Annotated in this window: 14 protein-coding genes and 1 pseudogene; 10 read left to right on the top strand and 5 right to left on the bottom strand. The window is 59.9% G+C overall.

All coding sequences use genetic code 11. The features are described from left to right. Positions 1–8 precede the first annotated feature (8 nt). A complete protein-coding gene (locus ACLHDD_RS18410; protein ID WP_427105292.1) occupies positions 9–1,142 on the top strand; it encodes an efflux RND transporter periplasmic adaptor subunit in 1,134 nt (377 codons plus the stop codon). Beyond that, a pseudogene (locus tag ACLHDD_RS18405) lies at positions 1,139–4,179 on the top strand (efflux RND transporter permease subunit). The gene ACLHDD_RS18410 and the pseudogene ACLHDD_RS18405 overlap by 4 nt, the downstream one beginning before the upstream one ends. Before the next feature lie 29 nt (positions 4,180–4,208). Here the strand turns inward: ACLHDD_RS18405 and ACLHDD_RS18400 are convergent. Together ACLHDD_RS18400 and ACLHDD_RS18395 are read right to left on the bottom strand one after the other, a co-directional pair. Beyond that, entirely contained in the window at positions 4,209–4,454 is a 246-nt protein-coding gene (locus ACLHDD_RS18400) for a hypothetical protein (protein WP_111138264.1), read from the bottom strand. Positions 4,455–4,525: 71 nt separating this feature from the next. Beyond that, complete coding sequence (locus ACLHDD_RS18395; RefSeq protein ID WP_427105291.1) at positions 4,526–5,431, bottom strand: LysR family transcriptional regulator; 906 nt, start codon at positions 5,429–5,431, stop codon at positions 4,526–4,528. Positions 5,432–5,535: 104 nt separating this feature from the next. On the opposite strand from ACLHDD_RS18395, the gene budA reads away from it, so the two are divergent. From budA to ACLHDD_RS18360, 7 genes are all read left to right on the top strand, one after another. Beyond that, complete coding sequence (gene budA / locus ACLHDD_RS18390; protein WP_427105290.1) at positions 5,536–6,318, top strand: acetolactate decarboxylase; 783 nt, start codon at positions 5,536–5,538, stop codon at positions 6,316–6,318. A gap of 14 nt (positions 6,319–6,332) precedes the next feature. After that, positions 6,333–8,012: an acetolactate synthase AlsS gene (gene alsS / locus ACLHDD_RS18385; protein ID WP_427105289.1), complete on the top strand. Its 1,680-nt coding sequence runs from the start codon at positions 6,333–6,335 to the stop codon at positions 8,010–8,012. Positions 8,013–8,036: 24 nt separating this feature from the next. Further along, a complete protein-coding gene (locus ACLHDD_RS18380) occupies positions 8,037–8,810 on the top strand; it encodes a (S)-acetoin forming diacetyl reductase (RefSeq protein ID WP_427105288.1) in 774 nt (257 codons plus the stop codon). Positions 8,811–9,002: 192 nt separating this feature from the next. Continuing rightward, positions 9,003–10,454 carry a flagellin gene (locus ACLHDD_RS18375; protein WP_427105287.1) on the top strand — a complete coding sequence of 484 codons (1,452 nt, stop codon included), beginning with the start codon at positions 9,003–9,005 and terminating at the stop codon, positions 10,452–10,454. A 335-nt stretch (positions 10,455–10,789) separates the two neighbouring features. Continuing rightward, the gene (locus tag ACLHDD_RS18370) at positions 10,790–12,103 is read left to right on the top strand and encodes a CitMHS family transporter (RefSeq protein ID WP_427105286.1); all 1,314 of its coding nucleotides are present in this window, start codon (positions 10,790–10,792) and stop codon (positions 12,101–12,103) included. A gap of 158 nt (positions 12,104–12,261) precedes the next feature. Beyond that, positions 12,262–12,420 (top strand): hypothetical protein, encoded by a 159-nt coding sequence (locus ACLHDD_RS18365; protein ID WP_427105285.1) that lies wholly within the window; start codon positions 12,262–12,264, stop codon positions 12,418–12,420. Positions 12,421–12,426: 6 nt separating this feature from the next. Beyond that, positions 12,427–13,101, top strand: coding sequence for an MBL fold metallo-hydrolase (locus ACLHDD_RS18360; RefSeq protein WP_427105325.1), 675 nt, complete (start codon positions 12,427–12,429; stop codon positions 13,099–13,101). A gap of 160 nt (positions 13,102–13,261) precedes the next feature. Here the strand turns inward: ACLHDD_RS18360 and ACLHDD_RS18355 are convergent, their stop codons facing one another. Next, positions 13,262–15,799: an excinuclease ABC subunit A gene (locus ACLHDD_RS18355; protein ID WP_427105284.1), complete on the bottom strand. Its 2,538-nt coding sequence runs from the start codon at positions 15,797–15,799 to the stop codon at positions 13,262–13,264. A 184-nt stretch (positions 15,800–15,983) separates the two neighbouring features. Next, the gene (locus ACLHDD_RS18350; RefSeq protein ID WP_427105283.1) at positions 15,984–16,553 is read right to left on the bottom strand and encodes a pyridoxamine 5'-phosphate oxidase family protein; all 570 of its coding nucleotides are present in this window, start codon (positions 16,551–16,553) and stop codon (positions 15,984–15,986) included. 241 nt (positions 16,554–16,794) lie between these two features. Here ACLHDD_RS18350 and ACLHDD_RS18345 point away from each other — a divergent pair, with 241 nt between their 5' ends. Continuing rightward, positions 16,795–17,364, top strand: a complete 570-nt coding sequence (locus ACLHDD_RS18345) for a GNAT family N-acetyltransferase (protein ID WP_427105282.1) — start codon at positions 16,795–16,797, stop codon at positions 17,362–17,364. 56 nt (positions 17,365–17,420) lie between these two features. Here ACLHDD_RS18345 and ACLHDD_RS18340 read toward each other — a convergent pair whose 3' ends face one another. Next, the gene (locus tag ACLHDD_RS18340; protein ID WP_427105324.1) at positions 17,421–19,550 is read right to left on the bottom strand and encodes a sensor domain-containing phosphodiesterase; all 2,130 of its coding nucleotides are present in this window, start codon (positions 19,548–19,550) and stop codon (positions 17,421–17,423) included. Between the last annotated feature and the right edge of the window lie 345 nt (positions 19,551–19,895).

Here is a 19,895-nt window from a genome sequence, read left to right as displayed (position 1 = left end):
ACCCGGTTATGACAGACTTCTTATCGGATGCTGCCCGTCAGGTGTGGCGTCATCTCTTCACCATTCACATCATTGCGCCCGTGGTGTTTCTTCTGCCCGGCGTGTTCATTCTGGCGGGCTGTCGGGATAATAATCCGCCGCCAGCTGCCGCGCCGATCCGCCCCGTCAGAACCGTGATCGCCCCGCCGCTCAGTACCGATGCGTCACAGGTGCTGACCGGCGAAATCCGCGCTCATGAGGAGGTTGCGCTGGCGTTCCGGCTGGATGGCCGGGTGGTCAGCCGCACGGTGGAGCTGGGCGATCGCGTCAGCATCGGCCAGCCGCTGGCAGCTCTGGAAAAGAGTCAGCCGCGTAATCAGCTCAGCAGTACGCAGGCCGATCTGGACAGCGCCCGAGCCGCCGAACAGGTCGCCGCGCTTAATCTGCACCGCATGAGGCTGCTGATGCCGGGCGGTGCCATCGCCCGCAGCCAGCTGGACAGCGCGCGGGCAGACTGGCAGAGCGCGCAGTCGCGCCGTATCAGCAGCGAGGCCGCGCTGAATAATGCCCGGGATAACCTCAGCTGGACGCAAATCAATGCACCCGCAGCGGGCCGGATCACCTCGGTTTCCATTCAGCCCGGTCAGGTGGTCAGCGCCGGACAAACGGTGATGACGCTGGCCGCGGATGATGCGCGTGATGCGGTATTTGATCTGACCACCCCTACCCTGTCACGTCCGAAAGAGGGCGCGCCGCTCAGGGTCACGCTGCTCGCCGATCCCAGCGTTCAGGCCAGTGGCACGGTGCGCGACATCAGCCCGCAGGCCGACCCCCAGACCCGCACCTGGCGGCTGCGAATCACCCTGCATCAGCCACCTGAGGCGATGGCGCCTGGATCCTCGGTCATCGTCAGCCTGCCCGAGGCGCAGCCCCCGGTTATCGCCCTGCCCGCCAGCGCCCTGACCCGCTCAGCGGACCAGCCCGCGCTGCTGGTGGTTGATGCCGCGTCACGCCTGCAGCTCCGGCCTGTGGTGCTGGCGCGCTTCAGCGCCCGGCAGATCTTTGTCGCCTCGGGAGTGCGGCCCGGTGAACGCATCGTTACCGCCGGCATCAGCACGCTGCAGCCTGGTGAAAAAGTGAAAGTAATGCAGGAGGCGCAATGAACAGACCGGCTGGCGTGAATCTCTCTGGCTGGGCGCTGGCCCATCAGCAGCTGGTGATTTTCTTGATGCTGCTGATCATGGCCGCCGGGGTGCTGAGTTATGCGCATCTGTCACGCAATGAAGATCCGGCGTTTACCATCAAAACGGCGGTCATCTCGGCGCAGTGGCCCGGCGCGGATGTGAATACCACCGTGCAGTTGCTTACGGACGTGCTGGAACAGAAGGTGCAGGAGATCCCCTCACTGGATGCGGTAGAGAGTGAAACCCGCGCCGGACAGACGGTCATTTACGTCAACCTGCGCGATGACACCCCCCCTCGCAGGTGGCGGGCATCTGGTATCAGTTGCGCAAAAAGATGCAGGATGTCACCCCCTCATTGCCGCAGGGCGTCGTGGGTCCGGCGGTCAACGACGAATTTGATGACACCTTCGGCACGATTTATGGCTTCACGGCTGACGGATTCAGCGACAGAGAGTTACGCGACCGGGTCGATGCAGTGCGCCGGAGCCTTGCCAGCCTGCCCGACATCGGCAAAACCCGTCTGCTTGGCGTACAGGAGCAGCAGGTCGTCATCGCCTTTTCTCCGCGCAGGCTTAACGGCATGGGGCTGGATTTACAGCAGGTCAGCGACGCTATCAAAGCGCAGAACGACGTCGTGCCGGCGGGCAGCCTGCGCACCGATCGCGACAATATCGCGTTACGGGTCAGCGGCACCCTGACCTCGGTGGCGAGTCTGCAGGCGATAACCCTGCACATCGGCGACCGCTTTATACCGCTTACCGATCTCGCCACCCTCAGCCTGCAACCGGCCGATCCCCCGACACCGACGTTCCGGGTCAACGGCGTGCCCGCTATCGGGCTGGCGATCGCCATGGCCGCCAGCGGCAACATGCTCGATTTCGGCAAACAGCTTAATCAGCGCATGCAGACGCTGGCCGATCAGCTGCCGCACGGCATCACCGTAACCCGCGTGGCCGATCAATCTTCTGTGGTCAGGAGCGCGGTCAGCGGGTTTGTCCGGATCCTGGGCGAAGCGGTGGTCATCGTCCTGGCCGTCTCCTTTGTTTCGCTGGGTCTGCGTGCCGGGCTGGTAGTCGCCGCGGCCATTCCGCTGGTGCTGGCGATGACTTTCACTGGCATGTTACTGGCAGGCATCGGCCTGCAGCGGATCTCGCTGGGCGCGCTGATTATCGCACTGGGGCTGCTGGTGGATGATGCCATGATCACCGTCGAGACGATGGTGGCGCGGCGGGAAGCGGGCGACAGCCGATGGCAGGCCGCGACCTTTGCCTTTAAAACCACCGCGTTTCCAATGCTGACGGGTACGCTGGTGATGATCGCCGGTTTTATTCCGGTCGGGTTCGCCGCCTCCAGCGCGGGCGAGTACTGCTACTCACTGTTTGTGGTGATTACCCTGGCGCTGCTCTGCTCCTGGATCGTCGCGGTGATCTTCTCTCCGCTGACCGGCTGCTGGCTGCTGTCCGCGAAGGCGACCAGGGCCCATCAGCCGGGCTGGCTGATGCGCGGCTATCATCGTCTGCTTGAGCAGATCCTGCGCCACCGGCTGGTGACAATTGGCGCGGCCCTGGCGATGCTGCTGATCAGCCTTTACGCCACCCGCTTTATGCAGGGTGAATTTTTCCCTGCTTCCGATCGGCCGGAACTGCTGGTCAGTCTGACGCTGCCTGCCAGCGCGGTCCAGGCGGAAACCACCCGCCGCACCGCCCGGCTGGAACAGATATTGCGTGCAGATCAGGATGTGGCGAACTTCACCAGTTACGTGGGATCAGGGGCGATACGCTTCTATCTGCCGATGGATGTGCTGTCTGACAATGAAAATATCGCGCAGCTGGTGGTGGTGGCGAAAGATCTGGCGGCGCGCGATCGGCTGCGCAGCAGGCTGGAACAGGCGCTGGCGGCAGATTTCAGCGACATCACCACCCGCATCTCGCCGCTGGAGCTGGGCCCGCCGGTGGGTTGGCCGCTGAAATATCGCATCACCGGGCCGGACAATGCCCGGGTGCGCCAGGTTGCCAGCCAGCTGGCGGCGCGGCTCGCCCGCTCTCCGCTGACCCGCGACGTCAATCTTACCGCGGGCGAGCCGGAACGGGTCATGACGCTGGCGGTCAATCAGACCGCCGCGCGCGCCGCAGGACTCTCCTCCGACACGATAGCCCAGGCGCTGAACACCCTGCTGTCCGGCAGCGTGGTGACCACTCTGCGCGATCGCAACCGGCTGATCGATGTGATACTGCGCAGCAACGATGCAGAGCGGCAGGACACTGACACGCTGGCAGGGTTAATGATTACCAATGCCAGCGGAAAAAAGATCCCGCTGCGGCAGGTGGCGACCCTGAACTGGGGCGTGGATGATCCGGTCATCTGGCGGCGCCAGCGGCTGGCCGCCATCACCGTCCAGACGGATATTGCGCCCGGCCAGCGGGCGGAACAGGTTTCACAGCAGCTTGCTCCGGCCATTGCCACACTGCGCGTCGCGCTGCCCGCCGGATACCGCATCGAAGAGGGCGGCGTGGTAGCAGAGTCGGATAAAGGCAACGGTTCGGTGTTTGCTCTGCTGCCGATCACGCTCTGCGTTATGCTGCTTCTGCTGATGATCCAGCTGCAGCGCTTTTCCGGCATGCTGCTGGCGCTGAGCATGGCCCCGTTTGGCCTGCCCGGTATCGTTCTGGCAATGCTTCCGGCGGGGACGCCGCTGGGATTTGTGGCGCTGCTGGGCATTATCGCGCTGGCAGGCATTATCATCCGCAACGCGGTGATCATGATCGGTGAAGTGGATGCCAACCGTCGGGCCGGGCTGCCCGCCAGTGACGCGATCAGGGAGGCCGCGCATCACCGTGCGCGGCCTATTGTGCTGACCGCCTGTGCAGCCATCCTCGGCATGATCCCGATTGCCCATCAGGTGTTCTGGGGGCCGATGGCGCTGGCGATTATCGGCGGGCTGATCAGCGCAACCCTGGTCACGCTCACGGTGCTGCCCGCGGCGTTAAGCCTGCTGTTGCAGCGCCGTGCGCGGTAAATTGCCTCCGGCAGGAACGCCGGAGGCAGTCAGTTCATCACCTCGACCAGAATCAGCGGGCACTTTCTGACTTTGCAGGCCTGGCTGTAGGCCAGCGAGCAGACCGAACAGAGGTCGCGCACGTCAGACTGGTACTCATACTCCATGAAATAGCGGAAACGGCCACCGGCAGAGTCTGTTCGCCAGAATCGCTGCGGCTCGAGAATTTCGTCCAGTTGCCTGAATGTCAGGGCTGAAGGGTTGTGAAACCCGACTCTTACGCGGTATGTTGTCATGCCCCGATTATTAGCATCCGGGCCCCCTGCCGCCAGCTGGTTATTGTTTTCAGTACGATAGCTGCCGCTTATCAACCGGTGTCGCCCGGCGCCGCCGGTGAGTCCGGCAACAACGCCAGAAGATGCATAACGGCCTTTGACGGATGATGGCGACGCCAGGCAAAGGCAACGTCCGTAAACAGCGTGTTGTTTTCAATATCACTGAAGCAGACCTCAGGATTGTCGACGCAGCACATCGACGCCGGAACCAGCGCGATGCCGCAGCCTGCCGCGACCATCCCCAGTGAAGTGGTGATTTGCGGTGCCTGCTGAAAAGAGTGGCGGGAAAAGCCAGCCCGCAGACAGGCCGTAACGATCAGCTCATAGAGACTGGGTGAGACGTCGCGTGGAAAGATGATCAGGGTCTCATCCGCCAGTGCAGAGAGCGCCAGCACAGGCGTGCCGCTGAGAGGATGGCTGCGCGGCAGGGCAATCAGCATTTTTTCGGTGGAAATAACGCGCAGATTAAACGCTTTGCTGCTTTCACACGGCAGCCGGATAAAGGCGGCATCCAGCAGCCCCTCCTGCAGATCCTGCATCAGCAGGGCCATATTCTCTTCCCGCGTCAGCAGCGTCATCGCCGGATAACGTGCCGTAAACTGCCGGATCAGGGTAAAAATGCGCGGATTAAACGCCACGGAGCTGGCAAATCCCAGCGAGAGCTGACCGCTGATCCCACGCGCGATTCCGCGCGCATTCTCCAGCGCCTGATCGGCGAGCTGCACGATCTGCCGCGCATCCGCCAGAAAGGCCTCCCCCGCTTCCGTCAGTTCCACCCCGCGTGTCAGCCGCTTTAACAGCGGCGTGCCAATCTCCTGCTCCAGCCGCAGTATCTGCTGACTCAGGGGCGGCTGCGAAATCCCCAGCATTTCGGCGGCCCGGGTAAAGTGAAGCGTCTCGGCAACGGCAACAAAATAACGCAGATGGCGCAATTCCATATCAAAAACGTCTCAAAGTTAACAGGTTTCGCTATTGGACCCGACTGCGGAATCGGTTCACCATTAGGTTAACACGGCTTAACGGTTATTCGATGAGGAATCAAATGAGCAATTATGTAACTGATTGTTCCTGTGAGGATCAGCTCAAAAACACCGTCCTGAAACTTTCTCAGTATGCACCAGAAAGCGTTATCTATCAGACCTCTCTGATGAGTGCGCTGCTGAGCGGCGTATACGACGGTAATGTCAAAATTGCCGACCTGTTGCGTAAAGGTGACTTCGGTCTGGGCACGTTTAACCGGCTGGATGGCGAAATGATTGCCTTCGACAGCAAGGTCTATCAGCTGCATGCCGATGGCAGCGCTCATCCGGCCGACCCGGCACAGAAAACCCCGTTTGCGGTGATGACCTTTTTCCGACCGCAGTACCGTTATGAGTTTGACCGGCCGCTGTCGCGTGAGGCCATTCATCAGGTGATCGACCGCGAGATCACCTCCGATAACCAGTTCTGTGCGTTACGCATCAGCGGTCATTTCAGCCACGTCGACACCCGCACCGTGCCGTGCCAGTGCCGTCCCTATCGCGCAATGCCGGAGGTTCTCGGTGACCAGCCCACCTTTGCTTTTCGCCAGCGCGCAGGCGAGCTGATTGGATTCCGCACGCCGCAGTATATGCAGGGAATTAACGTCGCAGGTTATCACGAACATTTCATTACCGACGATCGCCAGGGAGGTGGGCACATTCTCGACTATGCGCTGGAACGGGGCACCCTGACCTTTGGTGCCATCAGCAAGCTGGTCGTGGATTTACCACAGGACAGCGACTTTCTGAATGCCGACCTCAACCCCGCCAATCTTGACGCCGCGATTCGTGCGGTAGAAAGCTAAACAGAGGAATAATGATGAAAACGCCAACCGATACCACACTCTGGACCTGCGGCGCTGACCTGGTGGTCGCGCAACTGGAAGCGCAGGGCGTTCAGCATGTCTTTGGCATTCCCGGTGCAAAAATCGACAAGGTTTTTGACTCGCTGCTGGACTCCTCTATCCGGACCATTCCGGTTCGCCATGAAGCCAACGCTGCATTTATGGCCGCAGCAACAGGCCGCCTCACCGGTCATGCGGGCGTGGCGCTGGTCACCTCCGGACCGGGCTGCTCCAACCTGATTACCGGCATGGCCACCGCCACCAGCGAAGGGGATCCGGTGGTCGCCCTCGGCGGCCAGGTCAGACGCTCCGACAGTGCCAAACAGGTGCATCAGAGCATGGACACGGTGGCGATGTTTCGCCCGGTCACCAAATATGCTGTTGAGGTCACCGATCCCTCGGCACTCTCAGAGTGTTTGTCGAACGCGTTTCGTCACGCCGAGCACGGCCGGGGCGGCGGCGCCTTTATCAGCCTGCCGCAGGATATTGTGGATCAGCCGGTGACCGGCAAAGCGCTGAGCAGCAAAGGCCGTCCGGTGCTGGGTGCCGCGCCCGATGCGATGATTGACGCGGTCAGCCGGGCGATTGCCGGCGCGAAAAATCCGGTCATCCTGCTGGGTCTGATGGCGAGTCAGCCTGAAAACAGCGAGGCGATCCACGACCTGCTGACCCGCAGTCATATTCCGGTGACCAGCACCTACCAGGCGGCCGGAGCGATAAGACAGGCGCACTTCTCACGTTTCGCCGGACGGGTCGGCCTGTTTAACAATCAGGCAGGCGACCGGCTGCTGCAACAGGCTGACCTGATCATCACCATCGGCTACAGCCCGGTGGAATATGAACCGGCGATGTGGAACAGCGGCAGCGCCACCCTGATCCATATCGATGTCATCCCGGCAGAGACCGATAACCGTTACCTGCCGGATGCCGAACTGGTGGGCGACATCGCCGCTACGGTGCGCAAGCTGGCAGCACGGATCATCACCCCACTGCAGCTGACCCCGGAAGCAGCCAGCATCCTGGAGGATCGGCAGCAGCAGCGTAAATTACTGGCGATGCAGGGGGCCAGCCTTAACCAGTTTGCCCTTCATCCCCTGCGCATCGTGCGCGCCATGCAGGACATCATCAACAGCGACGTCAGCCTGACGGTCGATATGGGCAGCTTCCACATCTGGATCGCCCGCTACCTTTACAGCTTCCGCGCCCGTCAGATCATGATCTCCAACGGTCAGCAGACGATGGGCGTTGCGCTGCCGTGGGCGATTGGGGCCTGGCTGGTCGATCCGCAGCGCAAGGTGGTGTCGGTGTCCGGTGACGGTGGCTTCCTGCAGTCCAGCATGGAGCTGGAAACGGCCGTGCGGCTGAAAGCCAATATTCTGCATATTGTCTGGGTGGATAACGCCTACAACATGGTGGCGATGCAGGAAGAGAAAAAGTATCAGCGCGTGTCAGGCGTCAGCTTTGGCCCGGTCGATTTCAAAGCCTACGCAGAAGCGTTTGGCGCGGCAGGCTTTGCGGTAACCCGGGCAGCCGAGCTGGAGCCGATGCTGCGACAGGCGATGGATGTTCAGGGCCCTGCGGTCGTGGCCGTGCCGGTCGATTACGCCGACAACCCGCTCCTGATGGGTCAGCTGCATCTGAGCCAGCTTCTTTAATCTCATGTGAATAAGGAAAGAATGATGAAAAACAGAGTGGCACTGGTGACTGGCGCAGGCCAGGGAATCGGCGAAGCGATCGCCCTGCGTCTGGCGAAAGATGGCCTGGCCGTGGCGGTGGCTGATTTCAACGAGGAAACCGCCCGCCAGGTGGCGGAGAAGATCAACCAGCAGGGCGGCAAAGCGATCGCCCTGAAGGTGGATGTCTCCCAGCGTGATCAGGTCATGGCCGCCGTCGAAGAGGCGCGCCGCGCGTTAGGCGGGTTTGATGTGATCGTCAACAATGCCGGTATCGCCCCCTCCACGCCGATAGCGGAGATCACCGAAGCGGTGATCGACAGGGTCTACAACGTCAATGTTAAAGGGGTGATCTGGGGTATGCAGGCTGCGATTCAGGCCTTCGCCGCAGAGGGCCACGGCGGCAAGATCATCAACGCCTGTTCCCAGGCGGGTCACGTCGGCAACCCGGATCTGGCGGTTTACAGCTCGAGTAAGTTTGCGGTGCGCGGCCTGACACAGACCGCTGCCCGCGACCTGGCCCCGGCCGGTATCACGGTCAATGCGTTCTGTCCGGGCATTGTCAGAACGCCCATGTGGGAAGAGATAGACCGGCAGATCTCCGAAGCAGCCGGGAAACCGGCCGGTTATGGCACCGAAGCGTTTGCAAAACGCATTACGCTGGGCCGCCTCTCTGAGCCGGAGGATGTGGCCGCCTGCGTGGCCTATCTTGCCAGTCCCGACGCCGATTATATGACCGGTCAGTCACTGCTGATCGATGGGGGGATGGTGTTTAACTGAGGGGTTATCGCCTGTTGCGTTCTGGCGCAGCAGGCACTTTTCCAGTCGGATAAACCTTTAATTTTTTTTATCTGAAAATCGATTATCCATCAGCATGTTGCCCTTTTTCTGCGCATTCTGCCGCCACAGCGATTAAAGCTGCTTATCACCCTGCCGATAAAACAGAGACTCCTTTCCCTGACTGAAGCGACCATGTTAACCATTAATCATAACGACGCCGCCGCTAAAGTGAACAATGCCCGGTCCGGCACTGACTCGATTCTGGGACGAACGATTGAGCGCTTATCATCAGGGATGCGGATTAACAGTGCAAAAGATGACGCGGCGGGCCAGGCGATTGCCAACCGCATGTCAGCTAACGTCAATGCCGATGCGGTGGTGGCGCGGGGCCTTAATGACGCCATCAGCTATGCTCAGACCGCCGATGGCGGCCTGAACAGCATCGTCAATATGCTGGTCCAGGCGCGCGCGCTCTCCGTTCAGGCCGCGAACGGTACGCTTTCCGATGCCGATCGACAGAGCGTTAACGACCAGTATCAGCAGATTCTGGCTGGCATTAACGACATCGCCGATCAGACCGAAATTTTTGGCCGCTACCCGCTGGCGACCAATAATCCCGATCTGCCCCCCGCGAAGCTGGGCAACGTCGATCCGATAAATACAAAATTTCCGGTAGCGGGCAAAAACTACTCGTTTACCTCGGGCGTTATCCCGCTGGCCTATATCCCGGCAGGATCGACGGGGATCGCCATCACTATCGACTCGCTGGGACAGGATGATGACCTTCAGCTGTTTACCCGTGACGGGAAGCATCTGGCCGGAACACCGCTGGACGGCACAGCACCCGACTACACCTGGACCAGCAAGGGCATCCATGATGCGGCAACAGCAGACGCCCGCCTGCTGACCAGCAACAATGGTTTCGCCCCCGGCGCGACCTATGACAGCTCACAGCTGCTGGAAGGAGGCGCAAGCTGGGCGCTGGCGGGCAGTAACAGCGGCAGCTACAACGGCATGAACATCACCTACAGCGGTGACGGCGATCGTTATGAAGATGTCGCCAGCGGCGACTTTAATAACGGCACCAACACCGGTACCCGGCTGGAGCGCATTTCGCTGGATACCGTTACGGAAGATCTGATTGTGGTTGTTGTCGGTAATGGCTCCTTCACCGCCAATCTGACCTGGGGAAATCTGCCGGAGCCTAAAGGCGTGCTCGCCACTCCGCCCCATGAGAGCCGCCCGCTGGAGGTGATCACCAGCGCCGACTACGGTCAGCCGGTGCAGTCGGATAGCATTCCCGCCACACCGTCAGACACCAAAGCGCTGGGACTGAACAACACTACGCTGCTGAGCAGTGGTGATATCACTGTCACGATGAAGGCGCTGGATGGCGCGCTGGCGAAAGTAAGCGGTTACCAGTCCCTTTATGGCGCTAAAATCAATCGCTACGAGTCGAACCGTAACGTGTTAGCGCAGCAGGGTGTGGATACCGCCGCCGCGCGCAGTCGTATTCAGGATGCCGATTATGCTGAAGAAGCAAGCCAGCTGGCACGCAGCCAGATCATTCAGCAGGGCCAGACGGCCGTCAGCAAAATGACGAATAAAACGCCGGAGATGATCATCCAATTGTTAGGCAGTTAACCTTCTGAAAGGGCTCAGCATTCCCTCTCAGCCCTCTTTTTCCGCCCACGTTACCTCTTCTGATCCCATGCTGTTCTGGCCCTGAATGCCGGACAACGCTGTCGTTCCGTTTGATCCCGATCACACATTCTCGTTTAAGAACCGTTTAAGAATGACGACGATCACCTTTCTTTGTTAAATAAATGCTAAATCCGGACAACACTTTACTATCAGCTTTCTGAGCGGGGGTTAATTAAAACAAGAACTTAATCGTTACCAGACTAAGTATTTACCTGAATTCTCCTGCCTGAAAACAACTTTTTTATAACTTTTACACCATTGTGAGGGCTGTTAATTTGCTGACGATACTGGGTTTTTCCATGGTGGTCTGCTTCATGTACCTGATCATGACCAGGCGCATGTCCGCTCTGATTGCGCTGATCCTGATCCCCACCCTCTTTGCGCTGGTCGGCGGTTTTCACGCGGGCCTGGGTGCCATGATGCTGGATGGCGTCAAAAAACTGGCCCCAACCGGTGTGATGCTGACCTTCTCCATTCTCTATTTCGGTCTGATGATTGATGCCGGATTGTTTGATCCGCTGGTGCGCTTTATTCTGCGCCTGGTGCGCGGGGACCCGCTTAAAGTGCTGGTCGGCACCGCAGTTTTAACCCTGCTGGTTTCGCTGGATGGTGACAGCTCAACCACCTATATGATCGCCATCGCCGCCTTCCTGCCGCTCTATCACCGGCTGGGCATGAACGTGCTGATGATGACCTGCCTGGTCAACCTCGCCAGCGGCATCATGAACCTTTCCCCCTGGGGCGGACCGACGGCCCGCGCCGCTGCAGCGCTGCGCATCGACGCCCTCGACATTTTTATTCCGATGCTGCCCGCCATGCTGCTGGCGTGCGCCAGCCTGGTGGCAATGGCGGTACTGTTTGGCCTGCGTGAGCGCAAGCGTTTAGGCGTGATGAGTATAAAAGAGCATCATCTGGATGATATCGGGCTGGGTCTGGGCGATGCTGAAGAGTGCGCCGCCAACCGGCGTCCAAAGATGTTCTGGCCGAACTTCATTCTGACCACCGTGCTGCTGGTACTGCTGGTCATTGGCTTAATGCCGATTCAGATCCTGTTTATGCTGGCGTTTGCGATTGCGGTCATGCTCAATTATCCGACATTGGAGGAGCAGAAAGCCCGCATCAGCGCGCATGCCGGAAACGTGCTGGCGGTGACCTCGCTGATTTTTGCTGCCGGTATTTTTACCGGGATCCTCTCAGGAACCGGCATGGTTGATGCGATGGCAAAGAGCCTGCTGGCGGTGATCCCACACAGTTTCGGGCCTTTCCTGGCGCTCTTTACCGCATTGATCAGCCTGCCATTCACCTTCTTTATGTCTAATGACGCCTTTTACTTTGGTATTCTGCCGGTTATCGCGCAGACGGCGGCCAGTTACGGCATTACCGCAGAAGAGATTGCCCGCGCCTCCATTGTCGGCCAGCCGTTCCACCTGCTGAGCCCGCTGGTGCCATCCGTTTACCTGCTGGTGGGTCTGGCGAAGGTGGATATCGGTGATCACCAGCGCTTTGCCATCAAGTGGGGAATTCTGGTCAGTCTGGTCCTGATGGCCGGTGGCCTGCTGACCGGCGCTTTCCCGCTGTTCCATCGTTAATTTACAACTTCTGGCGGATAACCGATTATTTGCCCGGTTATCCGCTTCACCGCTCCGCCTACTGTTTCAACCCTTTCTGCACTCTATAGCCAGCCTGCGATCTGCGTGCCGGACGGTGCCAGCCTCTGGTCATTTTCTGTTAACGCTGTGGGGTCCCGGTGAAGATTCACCATCTTAACTGTGGCTGTATGTGCCCGCTGAGCGGCGCGTTCTACGATGGATTCAGCAAAGGCCTCAGGGTGCACCTGGTCTGCCACTGCCTGCTGATCGAAACCGATCGCGATGGGCTAATGCTGGTCGATACCGGCTTCGGGTGACAGGATATTCATACGCCCGGCAGCCGTCTGTCCGGTTTTTTCCGTGTACTGAACAACATTCAGCGACGTGATGATCTCACCGCGCTGGCGCAGATCACGGCACTGGGATTCCGGGCGGAAGATGTGCGGCATATTATTCTGACCCCTCTCGATTTTGACCATGCCGGTGGACTAACCGATTTTCCGCAGGCGCGCCTCCATCTGTTACAGCAGGAGGTCGATACCTCTCACCGGCGTCATAGCTGGCTGTCGCGTGAACGTTACCGCCCCGGTCAATGGGGCGGGATCGGCCAGGGGGAGACCTATCCGCCGCAGGGAGAAACCTGGTTTGGTTTTAAGGCCGTTAACCGGCTGCGTGCCCTGCCGCCAGAGATTCTGCTGGTGCCGCTGGCAGGTCATACGCCGGGACATGCGGGTATCGCCATCCGGCTGTCCGATGGCTGGCTGCTGCACGGCGGCGATGCCTGGTTCTATCGTGGGGAGATGCGGCAGCTGACGCGGCACTGCACGCCGGGGCTGCGCTTTTATCAGTGGATGATGGGAATGGATAACCCGGCCAGACGACATAATCAACAGCGGCTGCGGGAACTCTCCTGCCAGCACGGCGGCGAGATTACCTTTTTCTGCAGTCACGACGCGCGCGAACTGGCTGGCTTGCAGAGTAATGCACCGCTGCGCTGATAACATATCCCCCTTCCCTGACCGGGGCGGCAGCGTGACCGGGTGACCTATGCCGTCAAGACGGCCTCGTGTTCATCGCCTGAGTGACGGGCTCAGAAGCGGAGGCCCGAGCCCTGAGTGTTCAGACGTCTCAGCCGCAGCGGCATCCCGTGCAATCAGCTTACGCCGGATCGCTCGCCCGCTTTTTCAGCTGCGCAGCAAGCCAGGGGGCGGTAAGACTCTGTTCCGCGCGGCTGACCGCTTCCGGTGAACCGACAGCGACAACCCGCCCGCCCTGCAGACCAGCACCGGGGCCCAGATCGATTACCCAGTCCGCCTCAGCCACAATGCGCATGGTGTGTTCCGCCATCACCACGGTATGGCCGCGCATCACCAGCTCATCCAGTACGATCAGCAGCTTATCCATATCCGCTGGATGCAGGCCTGTAGAGGGCTCATCCAGCAGATAAAGCGTGGCGGTGCGCTGCACGCGCTGCAGTTCCCAGGCGAGCTTGATGCGCTGACACTCACCACCGGAGAGTTCAGTGGCGGGCTGACCCAGTGTCAGATAACCCAGACCCAGCGACGTCAGCGCCTTCAGGGAACGCTGGATGCCGTCGTACTCCCGGAACCGCTCGGTGGCTTCATCGACGGTGAGCGCCAGCACATCGGCGATCGTGAGGTCATTCCATGTCACCTCAAGCGTTTCGGGGTTATAACGGCTTCCCCCACAGACCGAGCAGGTTGCCGTCGCGCTTGGCATAAAGAGCAGCTCAATGGAGATCTGTCCCTGACCTTCACACGCCGGACAGCGTCCGGCGGACAGGTTGAATGAAAACCGGCTGGCGCTGAACCCTCTGGCTTTGGCGGCAGGCGTGTCGGCAAAGAGTCGGCGGATAATGTCGAAAAATCCGGTATAGGTGGCAAGATTTGAGCGTGGGGTCCGACCGATCGGGCGCTGATCGATCCTGACCAGCCGGCCGATGGCGTCACCGCCACTGACAATCTGCCCCGTCACGTCCGGTACCGGTTCTTCCTCCTCGCCCTCTTCGCTGTCAGGTGGGGTATCAAAACGTCCGAGCATTTCGGGCAATACGCGATTCAGCAGGGTGGATTTCCCTGAGCCGGAAATCCCGGTAACTGCCGTCATTCTCGCCAGCGGGATAGCGATATCCATCCCGTTGATGTTGTTACAGACGATCTGCGCCAGCCTGAGCCACTGTTCAGCAGGATGACGCTGACGCAGCCCGCTGTAGCTGCGCGCAAAGAGGTACTCTGCGGTCGGAGAGGCACTGACCTCCTGCAATCCGGCTGGCTCCCCGTTATAGACGATCGTGCCGCCATGACTGCCCGGACCAGGCCCGACTTCCACCAGCCAGTCAGCCTCGGCAATCAGGTCTGTATTATGCTCGACGACAACCAGCGAATTGCCTGCCCGAACCAGATTTTTCAGCGAGGCCAGCAGCGAACGGACATCGTCAGGATGCAGGCCCGCAGACGGCTCATCCAGCACGTAGAGCACGCCAAACAGACGGGAAATCAGCTGGGTGGCCAGCCGCACGCGCTGCAGTTCGCCAGAGGACAGCAGCGTGGTACGGCGCCCCGGCGCGAGATGCCCCAGCCCCAGCGTCTCAAGCTGCCCCAGCCGCGTGCAGATATCGGAGGCCATCCGGATTACCGCCTCGTGCAGCGCCGCTTCGGCGGGCATGTCCGGTGATGTGCCCTGAGCGTAGGGTTTCAGCCGTTCGTTCAGTTCAGAGACCGGGCGTTCACTCAGGCTGGCGATATCCTCACCGGCAAAAGTGACAGAGAGCGCATCCCGGTTAAGCCTTTTACCGTGACATTCCGGACAGGGCGCGACCGTCACAAAGCGCGCCAGCCGTTTCTTCGTGGTTTCGCTGCCACCCGCATAGCCCTGCAGCACGATTTTTGCCGCGCTGGTGTAGGTGCCGGTATAGGCGGGCTCTTCGCCCGCCGCCAGCGCTTTTTCCCGCTGCACCGCGTTCAGCCCGACAAAAATCGGCACTGAAGGTTGTTCATCGGTCAGCAGTATCCACTGCCGATCGCGGAAGGAAAGCGTGTGCCAGGGCGCTTCGACGTCATAGCCGAGCGCCTCCAGGATGCTGCGCAGGTTCTTGTTGTGCCAGCCTCTGGGCCATGAGGCAATCGCCCCCTCGCGAATGCTGAGTGATTCATCCGGCACCATCGCTTCGGTTCTGACGGTGTGCACCCGGCCAAGTCCCTGACAATGCGGACAGGCGCCTTTGGGATGGTTGGGGGAAAAATAGTCGGCCGTCATAAAGGGCACGCCCTCTGGCCTTGCGCCCGCACGGGAAAACAGCAGGCGCAGCGTGACGGAAATGCGGGTCAGGCTGCCTACCGTAGAACGCTCCTGTGCTCCGGTGCGGCTCTGCTGAAGCGCCACTGCGGGCGGAAGCCCGTCGATATGGTCCACATCCGGCGCGGCGGCCTGATCGATCAGACGGCGGGCATGCGGCGAAACTGACTCAATAAACCGGCGCTGCGCTTCCGCGTAGAGGGTATCAAAAGCGAGTGAAGACTTACCGGAGCCTGAAACCCCGGTAAACACCACCAGCGCATTCCGGGGGAACCGCAGCGACACCTCTTTGAGATTGTGTGTTCTGGCACCCTGAACCGAGATATCAGGGTCAATCTGCTCATCAGCGCGGTCAGTATCGGTTGAATTCGGTTGTCTCATGATGTCCCTGTTTGATCATCTCCGGCAGGCTAAGGGGTGCCTGCCGATAGTCGCTGAAAGTGGTGATGGCCTGGCGGGTGTTCAGGCGATGCAACCCGCTCCGGCACCCTGGCAAGGGTAGTCAGGGATCCCGGTATGGACAACGCGAAGAGGTGATGTCTGAGGGAAAGAAGCGGGCAACTTATCACGGATTAATCCACGCGCTTGCCTGCAATACCCCGTCAGCGGTATAGCGGAACAGTGCGCGCTGGTTGTCGTTCCGCTGGAGCTGATAAGCGTCCAGCGAGCTGACCTGCAGGATTACCACGCCGAAGCGGGACTCTGCGGCTTCCGGACCCGTTGATTCATCTGGCAGAGGCGCCGTTGTCCGCACCTCGCCAGGCGGGCCACCCTTGTAAGTCTGGCGGGTATGCGACGGTAGCGCACGCCAGGTTTCCCGGGCGATCTCACTGCCTGCTGCATAACAGTGAACCTGCCCGGCCAGGCGCAGTTGCAGATGATGTTCATGGCAATATCCCAGCACGGTGGCCTGGGGATTTGCCGCCATCTCCTGCCATTTCGGGCTGCGAACATCGGTGTGAAAAGTCAGCATCCGGCGCGCATCATCACATTCACGCAATACCACAATGCGCGCCTGAGGCCGCTGTGCGGCATCGACCGTGCAGAGCGTTACATAGCGGAATCCGGCGTGTGGGTCGGCGGCCGCAGCCATGAGTCCCGACCAGGCAGCGGCTTCAAACGATCTTAAATCCATAGGCGTATTTCTCTGCTTAACGTTCAGTTATCGGCTAAGCGTAGCAACGAAGCGGCAGGATGACCTGCGAGCCCCCCCCTGAACAGCGCCATACACAGCGTAAACAGCGAACAGAGGCGGGAAACAGGCAAATTTCCCGGTATCACGGGAGCCTCACAGCAAAAAAAAATCGCTTCACGCTCGTCGGCGACACCTGCTATTTTTGCCGCATAGCCCTGACTGACCCGCACGGAGTGACAGCATGTCAATGGACGCGTCGCCTGAAACGCCGCCACAGGTAATCTCACCACGCCTCACCTATCGCCCGCTGTGCCAGCAGGACTGGCCCTTCTATCTGGCCGTCAGTCAGGATCGAACGGTGATGAGATACATTAGTGACCCGCGCAGTGCAGATGAGATCAGAACACAGTCGTTTGATGTGCGGCTGCCTGCCTGGTACAGGGGCTGCCCGCACTGGCTCTGTCTGGTAATAGAAGAAAAAACCTCCGGCCATCCTGTTGGCCTTTGCGGGTTTATCGATCGCGGAGAGGATATTGCGGAAGTGGGTTTCCTGCTGGCCGCCGGGGCCCAGGGCAAAGGTTATGGCAGTGAATCGCTGCGAGCCACGATCGCCTTTTGCTTTGAGCAGCAGCATTACCGCAAAATGATCGCCACCGTCACAGCCGGTAATGTAGCTTCACGCCAGACCCTGCTCTCGGCCGGTTTTATTCAGGAAGGCACCCTGCGGCAGACCTTCTTTCTCAACGGCAGATGGCAGGATGACTGGATCTTCGGCTTGCTGAAAGCGGAATACCGGTCAGCATCACGATGATGAGCGACTGGCGCGCAGTCACTGAGCGTGTACAGCCGCCAGGCAAGCCAAATCAGTCAGCGTGGCGTGACGCCGTAACCGCTGGCAACAGCAGGCCGTGCAGGGGTCTCCTGACACAGGATGGCCTCAAAGTCATCTGGCGTCAGTGGCTGACACAAACCATTACCCTGCATAACGTTGCAGCCGGCAGTCGTGACAAAAGCGATCTGATCTTTCTCTTCCACACCTTCTGCCGCGACCTGAATGCCCAGGCTTTTTCCCAGAGCAGTCATGGCACGAAACAACATCCGCACCCGCACACTGGAATCCAGTTCCAGCGTCAGCGACTTATCAATCTTAAATCCCGAAACAAAGCTATAACGCAGCAGATTAAGGGCGCCCAGCGTCCGGCCATAGTGATCGATCACGAAGGAGGCGCCCGTCCGGCGCACAGCCTCAACCTGTGCAGGCATATCCTGTACCAGCACAGCCAGTAGCGGCTCATCCACCTCCAGATCGACAAAGCTGGCGTCGCCTCCCGCACTTTCACGAATCACCGCTTCCAGAGTATGTCCTGTCAGCTGACGCGGAAACAGGTTAATGCTGACGCGAAGCTGTGGAAAACGCACCTGCCACTGCCGGACCTGAGCCAGCGCGCTACGGATGATCCACTCTCCGAGCGTGACAGAAAGCGGACTTTTAATCAGCATACCGATGAACTCGGCAGGTAACAGCAACCCCCGCGTCGGATGCTGCCAGCGTACCAGCGTTTCGCAGCCCACAAGTCTGCCGCTTTCCACGTCGTAGCGTGGCTGATAGTAGAGCGTAAACTGCTGCTGCCGCACTGCCGTTTCCAGTTCACGCTCAAAACGACGGCGTTGCTGTTCCGCATCACGGAAAGCAGGCATAAACAGAATGCTGCAGCCTTTGCCGGAAGCCTTGGCGCGATAAAGCGCCAGGTCTGCGGCAGACATCACCGAAGAGGGATCGCGGCCATGCTCAGGATAAGAGGCGATGCCGGTACTGGCGCCCACCACAACGGGTGAGTCGTGAAAACGAAACGGCGTCTGTATGGCCGCAATCAATTTTTCCGCCATCATTGCTGCTTCGGTACTGCCGCCTGCTAACAGGATCACAAATTCATCACCGCCCAGACGCGCAGCCGTGACGGCGCTGCTACAAACCGCCCGGATCTGTTCAGCGACGTGACACAGCAGCGCATCCCCGGCAGCATGTCCCAGCGTGTCGTTGACCTCCTTGAATCCATCCAGATCGGTCATCAGCAATGTATAGGGCACACCCGCTTCGGTCAGCTGAGCCACCTGCTCCATAAAGGCGCTGCGGCTGGCGAGTCGCGTCAGCATATCCAGAGATGCCAGTTCACAAAGTCGTGCCTCGCTCTCATAACGAGCCGTGACATCGCGAATAATCATTCCCACCAGCCGCTCGCCCTCTTCACACCAGCCGGAGAATGAGACTTCTGCCGGAAACTCGCGACCATCCCGGGTAACGCCCCAGATCTGTAGCGAGCGCGGCAGGGAGATTGCCGCCTCATCAGCAGTGATGCGCGCGAGTTCAGTGCGATAATCCGTCTGGCAGCGCGCCGGAATCAGCTCGCTGATATACTGGCCCTGCATCTCTTCTGCAGTGTAACCAAACAGCGCCGTCGCGGCCGGATTCCAGAAGATGATGCCGCGCCGGAGGTCGGTGCAGATAATGGCGTCTGGCGAGGTCGATGAGATCGCCTGAAGCCGCTGCTGACTGGTGTAACGCAGTAACTCCAGACGGTGCATTTCCATGCGATCCATCACCAGGGCAGCGATATCGGCCAGATGCTGCCGATCTACCGCCGTCAGCGGCTCACGCGGATGACTGTCGGTCAGGCAGACAGTGCCAATGTGATGGCCATCCGGGGTTGAGAGTGGGATACCAACGTAAAAGCGGATGAACGGATAGCCATGCACCAGCGGACTGTCACGGAAGCGCGGATCCTTCAGCGTATCGGGTACGCAGAGAATGTCGCCCTTCGCCAGCGTATGGTGGCAGAAGGCGACGTTACGCGCAGTGCCTGAGATATTAAGACCGTAGCGGGAGGCGAAGAATTGCCGCTTCTCATCAATCAGCGACACAAAAGCGACCGGCACCTTAAACAGGCGTGCGGCCAGCGTAGTGAGACGGTCCAGCGCTTCATTCGGCGGTGTATCCATCAGATGATACTGTTTCAGCGCATCGAGGCGAGCCACCTCGGCATCGTGATAAACGGGTCGTTTCAACATTATTCCCCTCTGATGTTATCTGCTGTGGCCGGCATGACACAGCATAAAGAGGACTCGTTCAATCAGACAGGACGGACAGATTACGCTGCCGCCCCGCTGCCGGAAGAAAGGCCCGTCAGTGAGCCCGGCAGCAACAGGTTGCTGCACGGAGCCCGATAAAGCTGGCGTCGCTGGAAGCGGATTGCCAGTTAATACGTTCTGTCCGGCTGAAAGGCCGCATCGCAGCTGCGTCTTTTCGCGAACCGCGCCGGCCTGAAGCTGGCCGGGGTATATCAG

This window comes from Pantoea sp. NSTU24 (assembly GCF_050157905.1).
Classification (GTDB): domain Bacteria; phylum Pseudomonadota; class Gammaproteobacteria; order Enterobacterales; family Enterobacteriaceae; genus Pantoea.
Note: the sequence above shows the minus strand (reverse complement) of the source record. Positions and strands in the feature narration are given on the sequence as shown.

What these genes read in the sequence shown, in the direction of transcription:
- ACLHDD_RS18410 (WP_427105292.1), top strand. Translation starts at nt 9, where the DNA reads ATGACAGACTTCTTATCGGATGCTGCCCGTCAGGTGTGGCGTCATCTC.
- ACLHDD_RS18400 (WP_111138264.1), bottom strand. Translation starts at nt 4,454, where the DNA reads ATGACAACATACCGCGTAAGAGTCGGGTTTCACAACCCTTCAGCCCTG.
- ACLHDD_RS18395 (WP_427105291.1), bottom strand. Translation starts at nt 5,431, where the DNA reads ATGGAATTGCGCCATCTGCGTTATTTTGTTGCCGTTGCCGAGACGCTT.
- budA (WP_427105290.1), top strand. Translation starts at nt 5,536, where the DNA reads ATGAGCAATTATGTAACTGATTGTTCCTGTGAGGATCAGCTCAAAAAC.
- alsS (WP_427105289.1), top strand. Translation starts at nt 6,333, where the DNA reads ATGAAAACGCCAACCGATACCACACTCTGGACCTGCGGCGCTGACCTG.
- ACLHDD_RS18380 (WP_427105288.1), top strand. Translation starts at nt 8,037, where the DNA reads ATGAAAAACAGAGTGGCACTGGTGACTGGCGCAGGCCAGGGAATCGGC.
- ACLHDD_RS18375 (WP_427105287.1), top strand. Translation starts at nt 9,003, where the DNA reads ATGTTAACCATTAATCATAACGACGCCGCCGCTAAAGTGAACAATGCC.
- ACLHDD_RS18355 (WP_427105284.1), bottom strand. Translation starts at nt 15,799, where the DNA reads ATGAGACAACCGAATTCAACCGATACTGACCGCGCTGATGAGCAGATT.
- ACLHDD_RS18350 (WP_427105283.1), bottom strand. Translation starts at nt 16,553, where the DNA reads ATGGATTTAAGATCGTTTGAAGCCGCTGCCTGGTCGGGACTCATGGCT.
- ACLHDD_RS18345 (WP_427105282.1), top strand. Translation starts at nt 16,795, where the DNA reads ATGTCAATGGACGCGTCGCCTGAAACGCCGCCACAGGTAATCTCACCA.
- ACLHDD_RS18340 (WP_427105324.1), bottom strand. Translation starts at nt 19,550, where the DNA reads ATGGATACACCGCCGAATGAAGCGCTGGACCGTCTCACTACGCTGGCC.